Origin of the sequence: Shewanella electrodiphila (assembly GCF_023283985.1) — a bacterium.
GTDB lineage: Bacteria > Pseudomonadota > Gammaproteobacteria > Enterobacterales > Shewanellaceae > Shewanella > Shewanella electrodiphila.
The window spans coordinates 15,703-38,403 of sequence record NZ_JAKIKU010000012.1; the positions used below are offsets into that span (position 1 = coordinate 15,703).

Below are 22,701 nucleotides of genomic sequence, written 5' to 3' on the forward strand. Positions count from 1 at the left end.
AGCGCTTGAGCGAATAACAATAAGAATAAACAAGGATGCTGCATGCGTTTGAAAAGTAAAATCGTTGTATTTTCGTCGGTCATTTTTTGTGCTTTTATCAGTATTGCGCTTTGGGGGTTACATGCGCTTTCTGATGCCAGTGAGCGCGACAACATTGCCCGAATAAATCAACTGATGAAAAGCACGGTTAACATAGTTGAGCAATTTGAACAGTTAGCAAGTACAGGCACTTTGTCAGAAGAGCAAGCCAAAAAGTTTGCCAGCCAACTACTTCGAGAAAACAAATATCATGACTCAGAGTATGTCTATGTCGTTGACGAAAAACTAGATTTTGTTGCTGCACCACATGATCCCCAACTACATGGAACAAGTTTTAATGATTTCCGTGATGCATCAGGACACAGTATCGGCGAAATGGTTGAGCAATTAGTGGGACAAAAAACAGCAACCATTATAACTTATCATTGGGAGTCACAGCGTGATGGCGATATCGTCGACATGACTTCAGTGGTGCAAAAAACACCAGGATGGCATTGGTATATAGGTACAGGCATTAGCTACGCAGAAGCGGATAGTCGTTATTGGGCGGTGGCCAAATGGTTATTAACTTTTTCGCTGACGATAGCCATTATTATCACCTTATTATTAATACGATTTGGGCTGAACTTACAAGGCTCGTTAGGGGCTGAAATTGAAGATGTGCGTCGTTTTGTTATGCGGGTATCACGTGGTGACTTAAAACAAGAAAACAGCTTTGTTAGTACTAACGATAACAGTGTTGTGGGGGCAATGAACTATATGCAAGTGGGGCTTCAGGGAGTGGTTAGTGCAATCGGTGAAGTGACAAATATACTTAACTCACAAACCCACGATTCGGAGCAACGCTCTGCAGAGTTGGATGATTTAACCAATGCACTTAGCGAAGAAGCGCAAATCGTCGCGTCATCAATTACTCAACTTACAGCAAGTTCAGCCAGCGTAGCAGAACTTGCCAAACAAGCAGCCGATTCAGTTACAGCTGCTGAAAAGCAAGGCTTACAAGCTCATCAGTTAACCCAATCCTCAGCAGAGACAATCTCCTTACTTGAAAACCAAATTGACAGCGCAGGGCAGAATATCCAAATTTTGGATGATGAAGTGAATAACATCGCTAGTGTGCTATCAGTGATCCAAGGCATTGCTGAACAAACCAACTTACTTGCACTGAATGCAGCCATTGAAGCGGCTAGGGCAGGCGATCAAGGTCGTGGCTTTGCAGTAGTGGCAGATGAGGTGAGGCAGTTAGCGCAGCGTACTCAAACAAGCACGGAGCAAATTCAACTCACTATTGTTAAACTGCAAAGTGCAACACAAGACGCCAAGTTATCCGTATCGCAAAGTGTGTCGACGAGTGCGGATACCGTGGCTAAGTCTCAAGATGTCGCCTTAGCATTAAGCCATATTGCGCAGTCGTTATCGGCCATTTCGTCAATGAGTCATCAAATATCTCAAGCTGCTGTTGAGCAATTAACTGCGGGGGAAGATGCTGCAACACGCATTGCTACTATTGCCGATACTGCGCGAAATACCTCTGCTGTCTCTGTCCAAGTACACGCAGGGACAGATCAAACCCAAAAATTAATCCAGACACTTGAATCTGAAATTACTAAGTTTTCTGTATAGGCTGCATTTGTTTATGGCAATTAAAAAGGGAAGCAACTGCTTCCCTTTTTAATGAGTGATTGATTTCAGTAAGTCGCTAGCAGATTACTGCATTAGACCAATAAAGTAAGGGATGATTAACGCATTGGCTAAGTCGATAAAGAAGGCGCAAACCAACGGCACAATAATGAAGGCTTGAGCAGAGTATCCATAGCGCATTGAGACTGCTGACATGTTAGCCATCGCTGTTGGTGTTGAGCCCAGTGAGATACCACCAAAGCCTGAACAAATCACAGCGGCATCATAATTCTTGCCCATTGCAGGAAACACGATGAATAAGTTGATCACAATAGCCACAATAAATTGCATCCCAAGAATGGCAAAGATAGGTCCAGCTAAATCCACTAATGTCCATAATTGCATGCTCATTAATGACATCGCTAAGAACGTTCCTAGTGACATATCTGCAATGAGATCAATCGCTGCAGTACGGCTAGGCCAAGCAGTGCCAGTAATACGTGGGTAGCTTTTAGGAATTAAATTGCTTATTACAATACCAGCGAATAGGCAAGTCACGAACAAGGGTAAGTCTAGCCCTAAATTGCTGACCACTTCATTTAACAGAAACCCTAAAATCACACAGATATGAATCGCTAATAGGGCGTCTAAGAAATCAAACGAAGTCATTTTGACAGCTGTTTCGGTTTCTTTACCTTGCGTATTTGCAGCTTCTAAATCAACTGAAGGTTTTAATTGATGTTTATTGATCAAGTATTTGGCAATGGGCCCGCCCATTAAGCTGGCAAGAATTAACCCGAATGTGGCACTAGCAATACCAATTTCCATGGCGCTGGATAAACCAAATTGTTCTTGGATTTTTGGTGCCCAGGCAATGGCGGTACCATGGCCGCCAATCAATGACACGCTGCCACCGAGTAAACCGACAATCGGTTCTTGACCAAACAAGGTTGCTACACCTATACCGGTAAGGTTTTGCAAAATCATGTAACCAATAGTGACAATGAGCAAAATGACTAAGGGCTTACCACCTTTGAGTAAATCGCCTAAGCTGGCATTAATACCGATAGTGGTAAAAAAGTACACCAGTAAGACATCTCTGGCCATTAGATCAAAGTTAATTTCAATGCTGGTGGCTGCATAAATAAGGGTGAATAAAATAGAAAAGATGATCCCGCCAGAAACGGGCTCAGGAATACTAAATTCTTTTAAAAAGCCCACAACCTGATTTAAACGTCTACCAATAAACAGCACGATAATCCCTACCGTGACAGTAAAGAAAGAGTTTAACTGCACAATGCCGTCAGCAAATTCCATAATACTTCCTTGTTAACTTTAAGAATACTGTGTGATTAATCGCAATAGTTTGACATACATACTCAAACCATTGATAGCAGCAATCACCACTAAGCCCTAAAAACAGCGTTGTGAGATTAAGACTGTGTTTTGCGTTACTGATTTTAGGTTACAACTGCGGGGGAGGCTTTATCGCTAAAACCACATTGGATATCTCATAAAATGATCATCTTGATGTGATAGCAGAACTTTGTCTGAAGAGGTTACATAAAAAACCACCGAAATAGGGTGGTTTTGGGAGTCAGCTTAGATAGCAGTGTATTTAGTTAGCTGTGCATTTAGTTAGGTGATCACTTAGTTAAGTGTTTGCTTAATTTCAGGACTTCAACGGCGGTTTTACCTAAGGTATAGCGGCCAGCAATGGCATATTGATGATTATAGCGGTCTAACCATTTTTGTAATTGTTGGTTGAGTTCTTCAATAGTCGTAATGCGATGATTCTTTAAAAATGGCGCATAAAATTCATCGTAGGTTAGCTGTTGAAAACGAGCAGCTAAGCCGTTAACCACAGGGCCATTATAGGCACGCATTTGAATGTGGTTGATATCAGCGTGGTCGAGTAAATCTTTAAATGGCGCACTTTGTTTACCAGAGAATTCAGCCCCTCTATCGGTCAGTAGGCTGTTAATTTTGATCTGTTGCTGCATGTACCATGGCTGAACCGTAGATTGCAAAAAGTTCGCTGCAGTACTTGAGTCTTTATTATCACTGATAATCGCAATGGCATACTGACTATAAGCATCAATGAAAGTGTGCTGATAGAGCTGACCCATAGGATCAACATTGCCAATACTAAAGGTATCTTGCACACAAACATCACCTGGGTATTTACAATCTAACGCTGATTCATTTTGCTCGAGTTTATAAAGCTGCTCCATATCATGCTGGCTTTTAAAGCTAAGTTGGTTTTGCTGACGTAAACGGCTATTAAGCGCCACTAGGCGGTTTTTCTTGGTTTCAAGATTGTGCCTCACCCAAATGGTACGCACACCGCTGGCGGAAATAGTACAACCACGGGCAGTCAGAAGTTCTGCAGCTTTCGCTTGACCATAATTAGGGTAATCGAGTGCGATTTCGATGACTTGGTCTTCAACTTCTTGTGATACACGGTTTTTAAGCGCAGGTTTCTTGCGTGAAAGGTTTTTAAGCCCGCGTTCACCTGCTTCTTCATATTGCTTTTTAAAGCGGTAATAGCTGTCACGGCTATAACCCATAATGTCGCAGGCTTTACTGATGCTACCCAGTTCAGTTGCTAACTGAAGCAGAGCGAGTTTACTGCGAATTTCATTTTTATTTGAATTCATATCTGCTTATTATCGTTAAGTTATTACCACAAAATCCATCTTACCAAAAAACACCGTTAGGGGCATATCCTAACCACTTAAACCAAGTCTCACCCATTAAAATACTGGTAGCCCAACCAATCATCAACATGGTAAAACCAAACTTAAAGCTGTCACTTAAGCTGTATTGATCGGTTGAGTAAAGCAGCAAAGCTGGCTTACTGTTAAATGGCAGCACATAAACGTGCTCGATTAACAGCGCCACAGGTAGAGCTAAGCTCATAATTGGAAAATCAAAACGTTGAGCAATACCAATGGCAATGGGCACAAATAGCATAGTGCGCATGGTTTTAGATTGGAATACCAGTGAGCTTAATAGCATCGCGCCTGTCAGCATAATATAGAACACGCTAAATGGTGTTGATTCATCTAAGCCAAAGTATTCAAGGCTAAAGTTAACCGCAAGGTTAGGTAAGTCAGTTTGCTTAAAGCCTGCACCTAGAGTGTATGCACCTGCAGAGAACAGTAATAAATGCCAAGGCACATCGACTTGGTTCCAGTTCACAACCCCAATACGCGGGCTTAATGCGACAATCGCCCCAATGAATGCAATCGCAGTTGCACTGACGCCGTGGTATTTGTCGGTGGCCCAAAAAACTAAAATAGTCACAAAAATCACGATAGATTTAATCTCACGGAACGAGACTTTACCCATTTTATCTAATTCTTGTTGTAAGCGTTCCATCCCCCCTTCGATTTGTGGCAGGCGCTCTTCAGGTGACAGTGGGAAAAAGACCTTCGTTGCCAGTAACCAGCCAATCACAATCATGCAGATGACAATTGGCATGGCGACTATCATCCAGTCGGCAAAGAAGAAACTGCTGCCAATAGCACCAGCTATCAGACTTGCAGCTAATAGGTTAGCACCTGAGCCTGTGACAAACGCACCAGCACATAAGTTAATCTGTAATAGGTTTTGCAGGACTAAATTTCGGCCGAAGTTGTTTTTATTTTCTCCGCCTCTTGCGCCATAGACCGCAGCAATCACCATAAAAATAGGCATCAAAATCGCAGCCTTTGCTGTGGTCGCAGAAATAAAGGCAGACAAGGCTAAGTTAATCACCATAAAACTGTAAAAAATCGGTGTCGCACTGGTACCAAAACGGCAGATAAACCATAAGGCAAAGCGTTTTGCAGCACCCGAAGACACCAACATGGAAGCTAGGATGAAAGATAGAATGTTTAACCACATAATTGGATGCCCAAGCTGGGCGTAGGCTTGGCGTTCAGGCAGTACACCGGTCAGAACTAAGGCAATAATGACCATTAATGAGGTGAGATAATTGGGGATTGGTTCAGTAATCCATAAAATAACCGCAGTGCAGAAAATGGCTAACATCGCCTGCCCATGCCAGCTAAATTCTGTCAGGCCGACATTGTGAAAATGTTCTGCAGCTGACTTGCTTAACATTGATGAGTCAAAATCTGTCAAAAAAGAGGCTGGGTTGCCCGTCAGTAAAAAGATAAATGCCGCCAACGCTATCCATATACCACTTTTAGCTAACCATAACTCGAAGTTAGTTTTTGATCTGACAGGTAGCCGTTCCATTTTGTATTGGTTCATATCAAGTGGATCAATCTTATCAGTTATCTCTTTGCTCATCTTGTTGTGACCTTAAGCTATATTCCATTTGCAATAACCATAACCGTTAAAGCCGTAATAAAAATGGATCAAGATCAATAAATTATCTTAATAGTTTTTAATTAATATTTTAACTAACTGTCGGTGTGGTTTTTTACTTGTTATATTTGATTGTTTTTAAAGGTTTTTTGATTTGGTAGTAATTGTTTTTATTTATATCGTGTAAGATTAGGTTGAGACTAAAATTAATAAAACATGATCTAGATCTGTTTTTTTTACTCAACACAGGAGTACTGTAAATGGGTACTTAATAACAAACGAAATAAATTTAAAGGAAACAGTATGTCTGAATTAACAATTGGTGAAATTTCTAAACCACGCTTTGAGTTCCGTACTTTTGGGCAAGACTTTACTGAAGCCGCAGAGCGTATGGCGCGCCTATCTGTTCCGGTTCCTGAAAAGGTATGGCGTCGTGAAAGTGACGAAATTTATATTATGTCTCGCACTAATGATTTGAATAACACTAAGATTCGCGATGGCAAAATGGACGTTAAAAGTTACGTACAAACCGTAGATGGTTTAGAGCAGTGGGATCCAAAATTAAAAGCGGAATTTCCGATCAGTAAAGTTCAGTTAGAACAAGAAATCTTCCCTGCGTTCATGGTGGAGCAACCTGCATTAGCCAAAGATAGCTATAGCTTCGAAGAATTTATCGCTATCATCGACGCCCATCCTGATTTACAAGCCGTTAAGATTCATAAAGAACGTTTTGGTTATATGGTCAATAACACCATCTGTGAAGTGGCAAATGTGTTAGTCAATGGCGCAAGACTTGTCAGCGTAAACAGTGAATCAACAGAATTAGATGACATTCACACCACAGTTAAAGACTTACACTTAGCGGGTGTTGAAAACATTAATTACCTTCAAGCGATTAAGCGCGTTATCGGTATGAAGAACCTACCACTAGCTAATTAAGCTTGCATGAGCATTACATCATCATACTTTTTTATAAATAGGGCATAGCTATCATGGCACAAGAAATTGAACGCAAGTATTTAGTATCAAGTGAAGAATTTAAAGCACAAGCGGGTAAGTCGGTTCGTATTATCCAAGGTTACTTAAGTAGCGTGCCTGAGCGCACAGTGCGAGTGCGTGTAAAAGGTGACAAAGGGTTTTTAACGATTAAAGGTATTGGTAATGAGTCAGGTGCGTCGCGTTATGAATGGGAAAAAGAGATCTCTGTTGAAGAGGCGCAAGAACTACTGAAAATCTGCGAACCAGGTGTTATCGATAAAACCCGATACCTCGTTGATCATCAAGGACACATCTTTGAAGTCGACGAGTTCTACGGCAGTAACCAAGGATTGACCGTTGCTGAAGTCGAATTAACTGACGAAGCACAAACGGTCAATAAGCCAAGCTGGTTAGCAGAAGAAGTGACGGGTGATGCACGTTATTACAACTCTATGCTTATGAAGCAACCATTTACGCAATGGTAGGCTGAAACCATGTTGTCGCTATCGATAGCTGATCAGTACCACTTAACAATTCAGGTGGATATTCCGCCTGAATTAAGTCGAGTACAATTGCAGGCCTATTTTTTCTTTCCTGCCAAACTAGCTGACAATAGCGACGTCATGAATAAAAGCAGCTTTTATCACAATTTGTTGCAACAACAACAATTGGTCAAAGTCGAGCCCATTAGTTGTCACACCATTGACCGTGATTTACTCATTATTAAGCAAACTGCTTATGCTTCCGCCCAAGCTAATCAGAGTCGCTATGTACTAGCGTTGTCTGAATTTGTCAGTGGTATTGTTGATTTACAAGAGAATGCTAGCTTAGCGCAGTTGGCCTATATCGGTGATCAAATAGAGCAATTTTCACGGATCCACGATAACGAACAATTACTCACCCAAGGTCAGCTATTTAAGTTGGCACTACATTTATTAATGTATCACTATCATCAATCTCTGTTACAGGCTAAACACCAGGCCAGTAAAGAAGATAAGCTTTGGCTGACTGTTCAAATACAACGGCTTTGCGTAGATGCCGATATACTGAAGATTAAGTTATCTCCTACCTCAGAAGCTGGAAGAGAGAAATTACTTAATCGATTACACATCGCTAAACGGGTGATCCATCGTCCACACCAATTAACTCGTAAGAAACTTAAAGATGGTGAAGTGGCTGAACAATTGATCTTTGGTTTTGCAGCCGCATTAGCAATGGCATTTGCTACAGGTATCGCCTTTGCGACTCAAAAAGCTTTTGGCAATTTTTCTACACCATTTTTTTTCTCTCTGGTGTTGTCGTATATCTTCAAAGACCGGATTAAAGAGTTGGGGCGTAATTACTTAATGGAGAAATATTTCTCTAAGTATTCACAGCATCATTATCGGTTCTATCAACACGGTTCCAGCCAATTAGTGTATGACGCTAAAGAGGCGGTATACCGACAAAAACCTGCTGAGCTACCTGAAAAAGTAAATGCATTACGTAAACGCTTTTATCGGGCAGAAAGCCATAGTTTTAAAGAAGCGCTCGTCTATAAGCGAAGTTATACATCGCATACCCATTCACAACCAAATTCCCAATTTAAGTTTAAAGATAAACTTACAGTTAATTTAAGTAAGCGTTTACGGTTACTGCCAAGAATGGTGCGATCACATTGGGAGGAAACGGAGAGTAATATTAAGCTCCACAATGTGCATAGTGTCTATCCTATCAACATTGTTTTAGTCACTAAAACTGACAGTGGTTGTAGTTATTATCGATATAAATTAACCACAAGTCGCAAAGGTATTCATAGATTAGAGCAAGTCGAATAAGCACTTGTTGAGTTTAGTATAGGTTTTTAATTGACAAAAACTTTCAATAATTAATATATAAATAAGCATTTAAATCAACAGCATGCAAAAAGAGTGGCTTATGAGAATATGATTTTCATAAGTCGCTTTCGGCTGACTTAAAAAAATCTGCAATTGGATTATTTTACATTTCGTCTTAGATCACTTTTTACGCAAGATTGTAAGATTAAGTTGTAATTAGTTGATGTTGATCATGTTTTTTTTACAGCCGTAGTTCTACTCTATGGCTAACGAGATAGAAACATTTTTGTTCCAAATTAAGTAATAAAAATAATCTAAGGAAGATGAAGATGAGCAAAGAAAATGTGTTGTCAGTTTCAGGAGTTGCTAAAGCAGTAGCAATATCATTATTTTGTTTTTCAGGTGCCACTATGGCGGCTGATACCGATCGCGTTACAGAGTTAGAAGAACGCTTAGATGCGTTAGAAATGGAGCTGATTGAAGCCCAAGATGCTGCTAACAAAAAAGATAGATTAAAATTCTCTAGCAGCAGCCCGTCACCAGAGTTCATTTCTCAAGATGGTAAATCTACCATGGAGTTTTCTGGTCGAATTCAATTGGACTATGTTAACTACGATGATTTTTACACTGGAAGTAAGCGTGAGTTTGAAGGTGGAGCCAATACGGTCGATTTTCGTCGTGTTCGATTTGGGGTCGAAGGCTACTTTTCAAATGTATGGAAATACTCGTTAGAATTTGATTTTGATGGCGAGTCTGAAGTTGAAGTGAAAGATGCGAACGTGACTTATCGCGGCTGGGGAAATTCAGAGTTGACCATGGGTTTCCAGAAATATGGTTTTGGTCTTGAAGCCACGAACAGTTCGGCACATTTAGCTTTCTTAGAACGTGCAAGTACAGATACATTTGCACCTGATCGTAATGTCGGCGTGCAGTGGCTTTATAAAGGTAATGATTACAACTTGGTGTTGGGCTACGGTACTACTGCCAATATTAATGACGACGACTTAAACTTTAAGCAAGATGTCTATAACGGCCGTTTTACCATGGCGCCGATTAATAACAGTGACCATTTACTACATCTTGGTGTCAGTGGTATGTACACCAACAATAACAGTGAAGCTGTAGAAACGCGCTACCGTGCTCGTCCTAGCAGCAAGCCTGTCAGCCGCACCATTGATACTGGTAAATTTGATGCCGAATCAGTACAAAGCTATGGTTTAGAGGTGGCTTATCAGCACAGAAACTTATTAATTCAAGGTGAATATGTCACTTCAATGGCTGATCAGATTGATGATGAATCTGTGACAGTTGATGCTTACTACTTACAAGCGGTTTATACCTTAACGGGTGAACAATGGAATTACAGTGGTAAGAAAGGGAAATTTAAATCGATTAAACCTGCCAATGCAATTTCTGCTGGTGGCTATGGCGCATGGGAATTAGCAGCTCGTGTTGATGTGGCAAACTTTGATGATACAGATGCTGGTATCACTGGCGGTGAAAAAACGGATTATATCCTTGGTGTGAATTGGTACTTAGAAAACAACCTCAAAGCGCAGTTTAACTATGTGCATACTCAAGCTGATTACCAAAAACCATACACAGATATTAATGGCGTAGAAATGTACGACCAAGATGGCAATATCTTCCAAGCAAGATTGCAGTTTGCATTTTAACTGAAGGATAATTCTGATGAGAAATAATCTATTTTTAATCGGCCTAGTGAATGTATGTTTAAGTTCGAGTGCCTATGCGCTATCGCCTGATGCATTCACTTCACTTGAGTATCATGTGAATACTGGCACGGCTAAAACACTGCCTTATGCGGCTTCGAAACAAACTGATGATTTTAAACAAGCTTTTAATTTCATTGATTTAGAAGAACGCTTAAAAGTAAAGTTGGTGACTTATATTGATACGCCTAACCGAGCTTTTAAAGCTAAATCGATCAATATTCGAGTACGTGAAGATTTAAGTAAACCACGTAAGAGTAAAATCACAGTCAAGTTACGCGCTGCCGATCCACAAAGCTTTGGTGATGTATCGAATTACCGTAAAGCTGAGATTGACTATACCGAAGGTAAAGCGGCTTACAGTGTGAGCTATGATATTCCTTATTCACCTGCTGACATTGATGTGAAAAATGTCGATATGGAAGCGGTATTTGCCATCTTAAAACGCAATACCGCTATGTGGGAGATTGTTGGTGATATTTATGAAGCAAATAAAGCCGACTTAATCCAAACCATGGTTATGCGAACTCATGGTTGGGAAGGCACGGTAAAAGACAAACGGTTTGATGATGTTGAAGTCGATTTTCAAGTCTGGACGCCATATTACCGCAAGCCACGTATCAGCTTTAATGAATTTTCATTTAAGGGCCATGTGAAAGATAAAGCGCGCTTAGAGGAGATGTACCAACATTTATATCAACAAATTGAAGCTGTTGGATATGAACATGGTCATAGCGGCTCGAAAACCAGCTCTACCTTTAAAATGAGTAAAGGATTTACTAAGTAAGTTCCACTGAGTTCATCCAATGACCAGGTACTGCGCCCCCATCACTCCCTGATGTAGTGCTTGGTCATTTCTCATCTTAATTCCCCCCTTAATTAACCCTAACAAAGGAGATGCCATGTTTGGCTTTTCTCGGATCACTACGCTTCTTTCTCAGAGTCAGTCTACCGAAACCAATGTGTATTTATTCCTCGATCAAGTCACACTCGGCCAACATAAGTTTGTTTATATGTGGCAAATGTATTTAGCTCACGGAGCTAATAGCGAGGAGTTTGAAAATGCATTAACAGAGCTTCAGTCTATTGAACATGAAGCTGATGTCCTCAAGCGTGAAATTGAACAGACGCTATATCGAAAAACCCTGATCCCTGATTTACGCAGTGATGTGGCCTCGCTGATTGATTTAACCGACCGGATTATCAATAAACAGGAAACCATAGGCTTACATTTAAAAATCGAGAAGCCACTTATTCCTCAAGCGGTTGAGGCTGACCTCATGGTGCTACTGAATGCGGTAGGCAATACCATAGATCACACTATATTGTGCGCCAAAAGTTTTTTTACCGACTTACAGCGCGTACAGGAATATCACCAGAAAGTGATAATGTTTGAAAGTGATGCGGATAAAGCCTGTACGCGGGCGAAAACTATCTTGTTCGATACAGATTTACCGCTGATTAATAAAGTCCAGTTGCGATACTTTTTTGACCGCATAGATCAAGTGGCGAATTTAGCTGAAGACATCAGTGATCGGGTTGCCATATTTACTCTCAAACGGGTTCAGTAGGAGGGAATAATATGGATATTGCGATTTGGGTATTTTTATCGAGTGGTTTGTTTTTAGGTTGGTCGTTAGGGGCCAATGATGCTGCTAATGTTTTCGGCACTGCTGTCGGTTCTAAAATGGTTAAGTTCTCCACGGCGGCAATGATTTGTTCAGTGATGGTGATTCTGGGCGCAGTGATCAGTGGTGCTGGTGCATCGCATACGTTAGGTGCCTTAGGTAAAGTCTCTGCCATTGGCGGCGCATTTACTGTGGCTTTGTCGGCTGCGACAACTGTATATCTGATGACAAAGTCAGGTTTACCCGTATCGACAGGTCAAGCGATTGTCGGGGCTATTATCGGCTGGAACCTCTTTAGTGGCATGGCAACTGACCCTGAAGTATTGACTAAAATCTTAAGTACGTGGGTGATGTGTCCAATTCTTGCTGCCATCACCGCAGTTATTTTATATAAAGCTGTGACACGCGCGATTGATTGGTGGCGACCTGGTTTATTTCAATTAGATCAGTGGACACGTATTGGTTTGATATTAGCAGGTGCATTTGGTGCTTATAGTTTAGGTGCTAATAACATTGCTAATGTGATGGGCGTATTTGTGCTCAGCGCACCTATTGATGCCTTTGAATTTGCGGGTATTGAGTTTAGCGGTGCAATGCAGCTGTTCTTTTTAGGTGCTGTTGCCATTAGTGTCGGGGTATTTACTTACTCTAAAAAAGTGATGATGACGGTGGGTGGCAATTTAATCTCGATGACACCAGTGACAGCATGGGTGGTAGTAATGGCGCACTCTATTGTGTTGTTTATCTTCTCTTCTCAGTCGCTGTCTAATGCTTTTGTGAACATGGGTTTACCTGCAATACCTCTAGTGCCAGTGTCGAGTTCTCAGGCGGTCATTGGTGCTGTTATTGGTATTGCCTTCTTAAAGCGGTTACCGATTCAATGGCCTGTTCTAGGTAAAATACTGGTGGGGTGGGTGATTACGCCGATTTTATCAGCCATTGCCTGCTTCATTGGCTTATTCATTGTCCAAAACCTGTTTAAGCAAGTGGTAGTGTAATCAATCATGCTAGATGTCTGACTCATTATTAGGATAAGCTGAGATGACGAAATCATGGTGGTATAAGAGGCGACTTTATAATGAGACATGTTAATTTAGGAGGCATGTTAGTCGTTTCAATGTCATTTGGTTGCTTACTCAGTTCATATAAGAATACTGAAGGAGCCCCACACAGAACGTCATAATCAACAATGTGCTCAAAGCTTGTATCGGTGATTAATTATTAATGATTTGTAGGTTTGTTTAGACCTTGTCCGGTTTAACTCACGCTTTAATTCGTTTAGCCTACATGGGAATTGGTCGTGTTATTTTAATACAAATCTATACTGATTTTGAGCTAAATACTGGGTGGATATTGTTATGTCACGATTAATTTTACTGCTCATTATGAGTGTTCTTCTGACAGCTTGTGCCAGCAATCATATTACAGTTCCTGATAACGCCGCTGCAGCATCATTAGATGATGTTGATTCAAGATTGTGGAACGAAGCGCGTTTATTACAATTTCACCAGCAGTGGCAGGGGACGCCATACCGTTTAGGTGGATTAACTAAGAAGGGTTTGGACTGCTCTGGTTTAGTGTATGTGGCCTATCAAGATCTTGTTGGCCCAAGTATTCCAAGAACTGTGCAAGGGCAAACGAGTTTGGGAACCCGAGTGGCTAAAAGTGATTTACAAAGTGGAGATTTAGTGTTTTTCAAAACCACAGGTAGTGGGCGTCATGTTGGGGTGTATTTATCTGGGCATCGCTTTTTGCACGTGTCGACGAAAAAAGGCGTCATAATTTCAAGCATGGATAACGTTTATTGGAAACCGCGATACTGGTTTGCGAGTCGTTTATAACCTCAGCGAATTACGTTGTCTTATTTTTGAACAAGGCATAGCTGCAGTGACCCATGTTTTGCAACTCTTGATCAATCTCTCCGTCTCTGCTTGAAAATTGTGGTATTTTAGCCACATCTAAAGTCTATAGTGTTATGTAGACTTACAGCCATTAAATGATCAAGTTTAAGGATTTTGTCATGACCAAAGCTAAAATCGGCATTGTTACGGTAAGCGATCGTGCGAGTGCAGGTATCTACGAAGATATTTCAGGTAAAGCCATTATTGATGTGCTAAATGAGTATTTAACATCTGAATGGGAACCTGTTTATAAGGTCATTCCTGATGAAACGGCTGATATTGAAGCTACGTTAATTGATATGGCTGATGTGCAAAACTGTAGCTTGATCGTGACAACTGGCGGCACTGGGCCAGCTAAGCGTGATGTGACTCCAGAAGCGACTGAAGCTGTGTGTGATCGCATGATGCCTGGCTTTGGCGAGTTAATGCGCGCCGAGTCATTAAAGTTTGTACCAACGGCTATTCTGTCTCGTCAAACAGCTGGTTTACGTGGTGACTCATTAATCGTTAACTTACCTGGCAAGCCTAAGTCTATTCGTGAATGTTTAGATGCAGTATTTCCTGCGATCCCTTACTGCATCGATTTAATGGACGGTCCATTCTTAGAGTGTGACGAGTCAGTCATCAAGCCATTTAGACCGAAAGCGAAGTAATCTGAATTCAGATTAATTAAGCTTACAGCAGTTAAAATCTGTGAATATTAAAACCAGCTACGGCTGGTTTTTTTGTGGCCAGTACTTTGTATCGCAGAGTTAAACTCCCTTCCTCAGGATCAAGCTAGCGCTATAGCCTGTGAATAGCACTAAACTTGGAATTGCTATCAAGTGCGCAAATATACTGGGCTCAGTACTGAAATTTAGCCAAAGTAATAAGCCCCAACTTACCAACAAATAGCTTACGCTGATTAACCAATTTGAACTGATACTTTTCATTGCTCGTTTCCTTACTGAGTACCTCAATGATGAATAAGCCCAGTATAAAAACTAGACAAATGAGTTGTAAGTGTCATTATTGACAAATATAAGGTCAAAATTGACATTTGAGGTGCGATAGATGAAAACGATCTACATTATGGCTGCGGGTAATGTTGTCGCCAGTGGCTTAATGAGTTTTCTAGATGTGTTTAGTTTCTGCAATAGTTACTGGCGCAGAATGAATCCAGATGCCACTGAGAACTTGTTTCATTGCCATGTTATTTCTGCCCATGGTGGGCCAGTAATGACGAATCAGGGCATAGAAGTACCCGCTAAGGGCCTTAAGTATGAAGAAGATATTCTCGCAGCTGATGCGGTGATATTGGCATCGGCCTTTGTGACTAATCGAGATGAGTTTCAGCATTTTTTGAGTGATTTCGAGCCATTATTTGCGCCATTACGACAGTTTTCTGAAACAGGAAAACCTGTGGCGGCTTATTGTTCGGGGACATTATTGTTAGCCGCATCAGGGTTATTAAACCAGCGCCGTGCAACCACTGTGTGGTGGCTAAGTGAAATGTTTGAACGTAACTTTAAAGATGTTCAGTTATGCATGGATTCATTGGTGGTTTCAGATGGCCATATACATACCGCTGGAGCAACCACATCCAGTTTAAGCTTGGCTTTGCACTTGATTTCGATTTTGGTGGGTGAGCAAATGGCACAGCAAATGTCGAAAATCTTATTGATTGATCCTAATCGGAGTTCACAACAACCTTTTATGACAATGAGTATTAACCCTGAGCAACATAAAGATGAATTGGTTCATAAAGTGCAGCAATGGATGCAAGTGCACTTAGATCAACATTGGTTGTTGGATGACATTGCCGATAAATTTGCGGTAGGTAAACGCACGTTAATAAGACGCTTTAAAAAGGCCGTTAATGAAACACCTGCGAGCTATATGCAACGTTTACGAGTTGATGAGGCCAAGCGATTACTTGAAACCACGGAACTGGGGATTGAACAAATTGTTGAACGAGTGGGCTATGAAGATAGCAGCTCATTTAGGAAGTTATTTATTCAGTTAACTAGCTTGTCGCCAAGAGCATATCGACAAAAATTTAATACCCATACTTGCTGCTGATTTAAAATATAGATAAACAAAAAGCCAATAAAATCGGTGGTTTTATTGGCTTTTTAAATCGTGTTGGCAAGGTTTTACAATCCATTGATAGTTTGCTTTAAATCATAACCTGGCTCAGTGACAATGGTTTCTAGCGTAGCGATCCGCGTTTGCAGTTCTTTATTTTGCTGGCGAAGCATGCTGATTTCAGCATTATTATCTTTGTCATGTTTTGTCGATTTTATCTTGACGTAATGCTTAAACATTTCCGTGGCAGTTGTGCCCAGGGTAATGATGATAACTAAGGCCACAATGGCGTATTCTTGTTCCATAATAAACTCCTTCTATTTGATGAACCCAAGTTTGGGTTAATAACAATGACGATTGAGGCCATTTGCTGATAAAACTCAGCAAAATGACCTGTGTTATCGACGCTTATAAACCAAAAACCACTTTCTCGCTTTTCAGCAGTTTCTCTAGTCCTAATGCAAGTGCAACTGACAAGACTAATGTGGCACCTGAAGACACCAATAACTGCAGCATTGGGATTTCTCGCCCTTTAATAAAGGCCATTAGTGCTTGTTGTTGACCTGATACAGGCAGCCACTCCAATACATCTGGTGCAATGTTATAGCTGGCAGCCATGGATAAGGCTAATGGGACAAATAGCACCATGGTTAAATAAGACTGGGCCTCTTTAAAGCTTTTGGCCATGAAAGACACAAACAGCTGTAACGTTGCCGCCATGATGGCGAGTGGAATGCCGATAAATAGCATCAGTCCCATAAAGTCAGGCGAGATGTTGACGCTAAAGCCGAGTTCCTGCCAAGGGACAAAGGTGTAAGCGAATTTAGACACCAGCAAGATCAGCAGCAAGCCCAGTAAAGCAAAGCAGGTGACCGCAATGATTTTACCTAACACTAACTGTCTGGTGCTGATGGGGTGACTGAGTAACAATGCCAATGAGTTACGCTCACGTTCACCGGCACTGGTATCAATGGCCAAGTTCATGCCAGAGATAAACACCGAATAAATCATGGTGAAAATCGCGATACCCAAGATAAAGCCACCTTTAGAGTCAGGTGTCGCCTGATCTTCTACAATCACTTTAACTGGCTGCACTACCGCTGGATTAATTCCGCGTGCAATTAAGCGTAAACTGCCCATTTCACTGCTGTAAGCTTGCAACTGTAGCTCAACTCTACGAATTGATTTTTGTAGCTTTTCATTAGAGTTATCTGCAATTAAGGTCACTTCAGCAGGTTTAGCTTTAGCCATATTCTCGGCGTAATCGTCACTAATAATAAGCTCAATGTCTTTGACATCTTTTACGCTGACGCCTTCATCTGTCGAGGCATTGATGCCGCGATTATTGAGAAAACGGACTAAATCAGGCGCATTGTCACTGTTAGTAATATTAATGTTTAAATCTTCTGGGCTTGATAACTGTCCGATTAACACCATAAACATGCCGCACATTAATAGCGGTGTGCCGATAGCATAATAAAGTCCAGCCATGACAGAGCGTTTGTCGCGCATGGCGTCGATGAGTTCTTTGCGAACCATTGCAATAACTGTTTTCATTAGGCTGCGATCCCTTCGTCAGTTCCAATTAATTGTATAAATGCATCTTCAAGTGAATCCTTGCCTGTTTGTTGGCAAAGCTCTTCTGGGCTGCCTGTGGCAACGACTTTACCGTCTGCCATCACAATCACTTGGTCACAAAGTGCGGCAACTTCTTGCATAACATGACTTGAAAACAGCACGCAGTGTCCAGCGGCCTTGAGCGAGAGCAAAATGTCACGCAGTAAGCGTGTACTCATCACATCCAAACCACGAGTCGGTTCATCCAAAATAATATTGGTTGGCTTGTGCACAATAGCCTGAGCTAATGCGGTTTTCATTCGCTGGCCTTGAGAAAACCCTTTGCAGCGTCTATCGGCAATATCTTCAAGTTTGAGCTGAGCAATCACATTTTGGGTTGCTTGCTTAGCGTCATTTTTTGACATGCCACTGAGCTCGGCAAAGTAGCTGATGTATTCTCTAGGCGATAAACGCTCATAGAGGCCAAATGGATCTGGGAATAAGCCCAGTTGTGCTTTGGCTTTAGTTGGCTCTTTAGCGACATCAATGCCGTCAATTTCTGCATGACCTTCATCGGCGGCAAGTAAACCAAATACAGTGCGTAGACAGGTGGTTTTACCTGCGCCATTAGGACCAAGCAAACCCGTGATATGACCGTCATGTGCGCTGAAGCTGAGGTTATCAAGTGCTTGCACGTCACCAATTTTTTTAGATAGATTCGTTACAGTAATCATGATTATTCTTCCTCAGTTGTCGTTGGAATAACTTCAACGGTGTTGGCATTTAAGTAAAAACTACGGCTCACATCTTTTTCTAAACATTCGCCATCGATATTGTCCAGCGAGCCACTCGTGACTAAATCTGCCATTAACTCATTGCCGCAACTTTGATATGCGACCCCGTGAGTGGCGAATTTGGAGATAAAGTGTTTTGCATTGCTGAGCTTTTCGGTGGCCATTTCGCCCCAGCTTGGTGGGGTGGCAGGATCTAATTCGCCAGATAACAATAAGGTGGGGATGTCGCTTTCGATGGCATCACTAAAACTGCTATCAACTTGCGGCATATTCCATACGCTACAGGTGGCTTCTAACCCTTCAATCATGGTGGTTGCCATGTATGAGCCTTTGGCTCGTTGGCGAATGTCATCAGTAAGGCGGTGTATGTCTTCTCCACACACCACAGATGCATGCATTCCCATTGCAATCCCAGTGCTGTCGGCAGTAAGGGTATAAATACCTAAAATGGGTTGATAGTTACCGATAGATGCTTGATGAATCGCATGGGGAATTAAGGCGCGAATATTGGGCATATACAAGGCCATACGAATTGCGCCGTTAAACTTGCCACGGGTTAAAGTAAAATCAGCGATTTCATCGGTTTGTGGATTGCGGGTTTGCGTGACGATAGCCGCTTCAGCTAATGCGTTATCCACCTGTTGAAAATCTTGCTCAAGCGTAGGGAACTGCTGCTGACATTGGCTGTTTTTCTGACAATCTTTAAATAATAAGGCGTAGCCTCTATCAATAGCACTTCCTATTGCAATCACACTTTGCTGCATTGGCACTACACCATCTAAAGTAACTGTGGCGAGCGCTTGTGGATATTCGCGCATATAAAGTTGCGCCATACGCGTGCCATAAGACACGCCGTATAAATGGAATTTGTCGTAGTTTAAGTGTTCACGTACAGCTTCAAAGTCTTTAAGTGCCGTTAAACTGCCGTACTGGCTCACATCAGCATCAATCTTATCGAGACACTTTTGCGTGTCTGCAACATAGTCCATGTCATCGTCATTAAAAGATAAGGCTGACATATTGTCGTCATCACAAGCCAAAATACTGGATTGTCCAGTACCACGTTGGTCAATTAATAGAATGTCTCTATCTTGGCGCACTTTCGCCAGCACGCGATTAAAGCCTGCCGCATTTTCAATAGCTGACTGACCTGGACCACCTGCAATGGCTAACAAAGCTTGTTTTTTAAAGCTGGGTTTAATCGCAGGTAATACTGCGTAATGAATCGCAATTTGCTTGCCATCTGGTATCGCTGGATTTTCTGCCACCATTAATGAACCGCATTGAACTTGCTCTGATAGGCCATCAACATAACAAGCTGATAGTGGTGCGTGACTTGACGTGGTCTCTTCTGCTGTTACTGACAAGCTAAGCATAGAGAGCAAACCAACTTGAATTGCGCTGATTAATTTTGATTGGCGAGCCAATAGCTTTGGCTTACGAACCTTATTAAACGTTCCTTGCAACATAACTTTTCCGATGTTCATAACATCTTTCCTTTTTGCATTTCAGGATGATTGTGGTAACTTAACATTAGTGTATCGGTGTATCAATGTATTAATACAGTAAGTAAAGGCTAATGCTAGAACTAATAAAAGTCAACCCCAGTAGTGGTGAACCTATTTATCGACAATTGCATGAACAAATCGTGCGATTGATTGTGGGCGGCCAACTGCAGGTAGATCAAGTACTGCCATCAGTGAGGCAACTTGCTGAACATTTAGCGGTTAACCCGATGACAGTATCCCGTGCCATTCAGCAATTAGTTGAACAAGGCTGGCTAGAGCGCCGCCGTGGGCAACCTACTCGTGTTGCTAATAAGCAAGATGCGCCTACGACGACAAGTTTGCAGTTATTAGAATCTCAAGCCAATGATTTAATAACTAAAGCTAAGCAATTAGGCATTTGTTTGGATGATCTAAAGTCGTTGATGGAGCAGCAGTGGGATAAGTAGTCCTAGTTTAATTTAATCTTTTTAAATACTGATAACAGCAAGCAGTAAGCGCAAGATAACAAGGAACAAGTTGATGGAACACTCTGAAGTGATTCTCGAGTTTCAACAAGTCGATAAACGATTTGATGACCAAGCTGTATTAACCCAACTGAGCTTTAGCTTATCGGCTGGCATGGTTGTGGGCTTATTGGGGCAAAACGGGGCGGGTAAATCGACCTTAATGCGTGCAGCCTTAGGCATTTTAGAAATTGATGCAGGTAATATTACTACTCTAGGTGAAACCGCCACTGACCTGTCTATCGATGCGAAGGCTAAAATTGGCTATGTGCCACAACAGCCGTTTGGCTATGAAGGTTTCACTATTGCCAGTGCACTTGAATTACACAGTAGTTTTTACCCGCAATGGGATAAAGCACTTGAAACTGATTGGTTGGCTCGTTTTGGGCTTGATAGTAAACAACAAGTGCAAAAGTTATCAGTAGGGCAGCGTCAATCTTTAGCGCTAATTATGGCGATGGCGTATCGTCCCCAGTTACTGATCCTTGATGAACCTGTTGCCAGTTTAGACCCTATTGTGCGTCGTCAGTTTATGGGTGACTTATTTGAGTTAGCGCTTGAGTCTGGCTCTGCAGTGCTATTCTCATCTCACATTACCTCCGATCTTGAACGTGTTGCCAGCCATGTCGCGCTGCTCAAACAAGGTGAATTAGTCTTGTTTAAAGAAATTGATGCCTTACGGGAAGAGGTTGTTTTAGTGCAACTCGCAGATAACCAAGATTTACCCGAGGGGTTAACGGTGTTAAATCGCAATCAGCAACAAGTGTTAGTGGATAATGCCGATCAAATCGACATTGCTGGCGTGGTCAATACTACCTCATTAAATCTTGAACAACTATTCATGGAACTTCACCGATGAATAGCCCGTCACCCTCAACACAACCTAGCGCTAAAGTGGCTAAAAATGCTTTTCGCAACCCTTTTAAAGGGTTCTACTCACTATGGCTAAGAGACTTTGGCAGTCTGAGCTTTTTGATGGTCGCTTTGCTGGGTTGTGGCCTGACAATACTCACCATAATAACTAAGCCTGAAAAAATTGACGTCATCAATCTTGCTTTAGGCATGACTATTTTATCGATGTCTTGCGCAGTAGCCTGGCAATTCATTAAATTGTCGGCCAATGAATGCGCAATGCTTATCCCTCATTATCGACAGCAGGTATTAATACAAGCTAGCAGTATATGGGCGGTGAGCTTATTTCTGAGTTTCGTGGCTATTGAGCTAAGTGAATTGACCAGTATCGCGACATTGATGCTTTTTGTCAGTATTGGTACTGGGTTTATTTATGCGTGTTTAATCAAACCGCAGCGATTTAATTATGCCATGCTGGTGTTTTTAGTCTTACCGATTACACCGCAATTAATTAACTATATTCCGCAATTACTGGCTGAGTATATTGTATTGATCCCGGTGTTATTAGGGTTCTTAATTGATCGGAAGCTAAAACGTTTCAGCTGGAATCAAGATGCTCGTGCCATATATTTAAATGGCCTAGAAACGGGGTGGATGGTTGGCCCAATAGTGGGACAAAACCCTTGGTTTATTAAGCTAAGTCGCTACCTACATCCTGCCAGTTTTTTTATTGGCCCAATGCTCGGCATGGTGTTGATTGCATCATTGGTATTAAGTGCTGTTGGGGTGTTATTTGCAGCTTATATAGATGCAGACTTTCCCATTTTAATGGTGCTTTCTCAGTTAATGATTATGGTATGCGCATTAATTCACTGGACACGTGTTCAGCGTTGGCGCGCAGCCGAGACGCTATATATGCTACCAAGCTTTAGCGGTAAAGCTGGCTTGGTAGAGCAGTTTTTTAAGTCGCAATTACGTTTGATGGGTATCGTGATAATGATTATGTCACTGATAACCCTGTTATCTGCTTTGTTTAACTCACAGATAACCCTGATGGTGGGCTTACATATCGTCGCAACGACGACTTGGGCATCTGGTTTGGCATTAGCGTTCGGTGCAATGAGTCGATCTACTCTGCACGTTAGCTTATCTATGATGCTTGTCTTTAGTAGTGCTATATGGCTTTCAACTTCATTAGTTGGCTTACGGGAGCAAGGTTCTATAAACGTTGGCTATTATTGGGGAGATTTAGGTTTACTCCTGTTAATGGGAGTTTTACTCGTTATCAGCAGAAACAAATTATGGAAAAATGGTGTTGCTGGTTTGTAAAAAACGACCTTATTCTGTGAATTGACGCTAATTTAGACTAAAAACTCTTATTTTT

The 22,701-nt window shown here is 41.6% G+C and carries 21 protein-coding genes; 14 read left to right on the top strand and 7 right to left on the bottom strand.

What is annotated here, in order from left to right; genetic code table 11:
- Positions 1-42 precede the first annotated feature (42 nt).
- Positions 43-1,662, top strand: a complete 1,620-nt coding sequence (locus L2737_RS17925) for a methyl-accepting chemotaxis protein (RefSeq protein ID WP_248956652.1) — start codon at positions 43-45, stop codon at positions 1,660-1,662.
- An 84-nt stretch (positions 1,663-1,746) separates the two neighbouring features.
- Here L2737_RS17925 and gltS read toward each other — a convergent pair whose 3' ends face one another.
- The 3 genes from gltS to L2737_RS17940 all read right to left on the bottom strand — a co-directional run bounded on the left by gltS (position 1,747) and on the right by L2737_RS17940 (position 5,961).
- Positions 1,747-2,976: a sodium/glutamate symporter gene (gene gltS, locus L2737_RS17930; RefSeq protein WP_248956653.1), complete on the bottom strand. Its 1,230-nt coding sequence runs from the start codon at positions 2,974-2,976 to the stop codon at positions 1,747-1,749.
- A gap of 329 nt (positions 2,977-3,305) precedes the next feature.
- Positions 3,306-4,319, bottom strand: coding sequence for a helix-turn-helix domain-containing protein (locus L2737_RS17935; RefSeq protein WP_248956654.1), 1,014 nt, complete (start codon positions 4,317-4,319; stop codon positions 3,306-3,308).
- A 40-nt stretch (positions 4,320-4,359) separates the two neighbouring features.
- On the bottom strand, positions 4,360-5,961 hold the full coding sequence (locus L2737_RS17940; protein WP_248956655.1) for an SLC13 family permease: 1,602 nt from the start codon (positions 5,959-5,961) through the stop codon (positions 4,360-4,362).
- A 321-nt stretch (positions 5,962-6,282) separates the two neighbouring features.
- Between L2737_RS17940 and L2737_RS17945 the strand changes: the two genes are divergently transcribed.
- The 10 genes from L2737_RS17945 to L2737_RS17990 all read left to right on the top strand — a co-directional run bounded on the left by L2737_RS17945 (position 6,283) and on the right by L2737_RS17990 (position 16,097).
- Positions 6,283-6,918 (top strand): hypothetical protein, encoded by a 636-nt coding sequence (locus L2737_RS17945; protein ID WP_248956656.1) that lies wholly within the window; start codon positions 6,283-6,285, stop codon positions 6,916-6,918.
- A 53-nt stretch (positions 6,919-6,971) separates the two neighbouring features.
- Positions 6,972-7,442: a CYTH domain-containing protein gene (locus L2737_RS17950; RefSeq protein WP_102527542.1), complete on the top strand. Its 471-nt coding sequence runs from the start codon at positions 6,972-6,974 to the stop codon at positions 7,440-7,442.
- A 9-nt stretch (positions 7,443-7,451) separates the two neighbouring features.
- Positions 7,452-8,774 (top strand): hypothetical protein, encoded by a 1,323-nt coding sequence (locus L2737_RS17955; RefSeq protein WP_102527543.1) that lies wholly within the window; start codon positions 7,452-7,454, stop codon positions 8,772-8,774.
- A gap of 329 nt (positions 8,775-9,103) precedes the next feature.
- Positions 9,104-10,450: an OprO/OprP family phosphate-selective porin gene (locus L2737_RS17960; RefSeq protein WP_248956657.1), complete on the top strand. Its 1,347-nt coding sequence runs from the start codon at positions 9,104-9,106 to the stop codon at positions 10,448-10,450.
- A gap of 16 nt (positions 10,451-10,466) precedes the next feature.
- Entirely contained in the window at positions 10,467-11,294 is an 828-nt protein-coding gene (locus L2737_RS17965) for a hypothetical protein (RefSeq protein ID WP_248956658.1), read from the top strand.
- Between the two features lie 115 nt (positions 11,295-11,409).
- Positions 11,410-12,078 carry a DUF47 domain-containing protein gene (locus L2737_RS17970; RefSeq protein WP_248956659.1) on the top strand — a complete coding sequence of 223 codons (669 nt, stop codon included), beginning with the start codon at positions 11,410-11,412 and terminating at the stop codon, positions 12,076-12,078.
- Positions 12,079-12,089: 11 nt separating this feature from the next.
- A complete protein-coding gene (locus L2737_RS17975) occupies positions 12,090-13,133 on the top strand; it encodes an inorganic phosphate transporter (RefSeq protein ID WP_248956660.1) in 1,044 nt (347 codons plus the stop codon).
- A 360-nt stretch (positions 13,134-13,493) separates the two neighbouring features.
- A complete protein-coding gene (locus L2737_RS17980; protein WP_248956661.1) occupies positions 13,494-13,976 on the top strand; it encodes a C40 family peptidase in 483 nt (160 codons plus the stop codon).
- 179 nt (positions 13,977-14,155) lie between these two features.
- Positions 14,156-14,689, top strand: a complete 534-nt coding sequence (gene mog / locus L2737_RS17985) for a molybdopterin adenylyltransferase (RefSeq protein ID WP_153912954.1) — start codon at positions 14,156-14,158, stop codon at positions 14,687-14,689.
- Between the two features lie 400 nt (positions 14,690-15,089).
- A complete protein-coding gene (locus L2737_RS17990) occupies positions 15,090-16,097 on the top strand; it encodes a GlxA family transcriptional regulator (protein WP_248956662.1) in 1,008 nt (335 codons plus the stop codon).
- Between the two features lie 74 nt (positions 16,098-16,171).
- Here L2737_RS17990 and L2737_RS17995 read toward each other — a convergent pair whose 3' ends face one another.
- The 4 genes from L2737_RS17995 to L2737_RS18010 form a co-directional block, all read right to left on the bottom strand.
- Positions 16,172-16,408 (bottom strand): hypothetical protein, encoded by a 237-nt coding sequence (locus L2737_RS17995; protein ID WP_102531649.1) that lies wholly within the window; start codon positions 16,406-16,408, stop codon positions 16,172-16,174.
- A gap of 103 nt (positions 16,409-16,511) precedes the next feature.
- Positions 16,512-17,660, bottom strand: a complete 1,149-nt coding sequence (locus L2737_RS18000; protein WP_102531648.1) for an ABC transporter permease — start codon at positions 17,658-17,660, stop codon at positions 16,512-16,514.
- On the bottom strand, positions 17,660-18,394 hold the full coding sequence (locus L2737_RS18005) for an ABC transporter ATP-binding protein (protein ID WP_248956663.1): 735 nt from the start codon (positions 18,392-18,394) through the stop codon (positions 17,660-17,662). Before L2737_RS18005 ends, L2737_RS18000 begins: the two co-directional genes overlap by 1 nt.
- A 2-nt stretch (positions 18,395-18,396) precedes the next feature.
- Entirely contained in the window at positions 18,397-19,941 is a 1,545-nt protein-coding gene (locus L2737_RS18010; protein ID WP_428848407.1) for an alpha/beta hydrolase, read from the bottom strand.
- Between the two features lie 92 nt (positions 19,942-20,033).
- On the opposite strand from L2737_RS18010, the gene L2737_RS18015 reads away from it, so the two are divergent.
- The 3 genes from L2737_RS18015 (at position 20,034) to L2737_RS18025 (ending at position 22,646) form a co-directional block, all read left to right on the top strand.
- Positions 20,034-20,408, top strand: coding sequence for a GntR family transcriptional regulator (locus L2737_RS18015; protein ID WP_229370157.1), 375 nt, complete (start codon positions 20,034-20,036; stop codon positions 20,406-20,408).
- Between the two features lie 73 nt (positions 20,409-20,481).
- On the top strand, positions 20,482-21,324 hold the full coding sequence (locus L2737_RS18020; protein ID WP_229370160.1) for an ABC transporter ATP-binding protein: 843 nt from the start codon (positions 20,482-20,484) through the stop codon (positions 21,322-21,324).
- The gene (locus L2737_RS18025; RefSeq protein WP_248956664.1) at positions 21,321-22,646 is read left to right on the top strand and encodes a hypothetical protein; all 1,326 of its coding nucleotides are present in this window, start codon (positions 21,321-21,323) and stop codon (positions 22,644-22,646) included. Before L2737_RS18020 ends, L2737_RS18025 begins: the two co-directional genes overlap by 4 nt.
- Positions 22,647-22,701 lie beyond the last annotated feature (55 nt).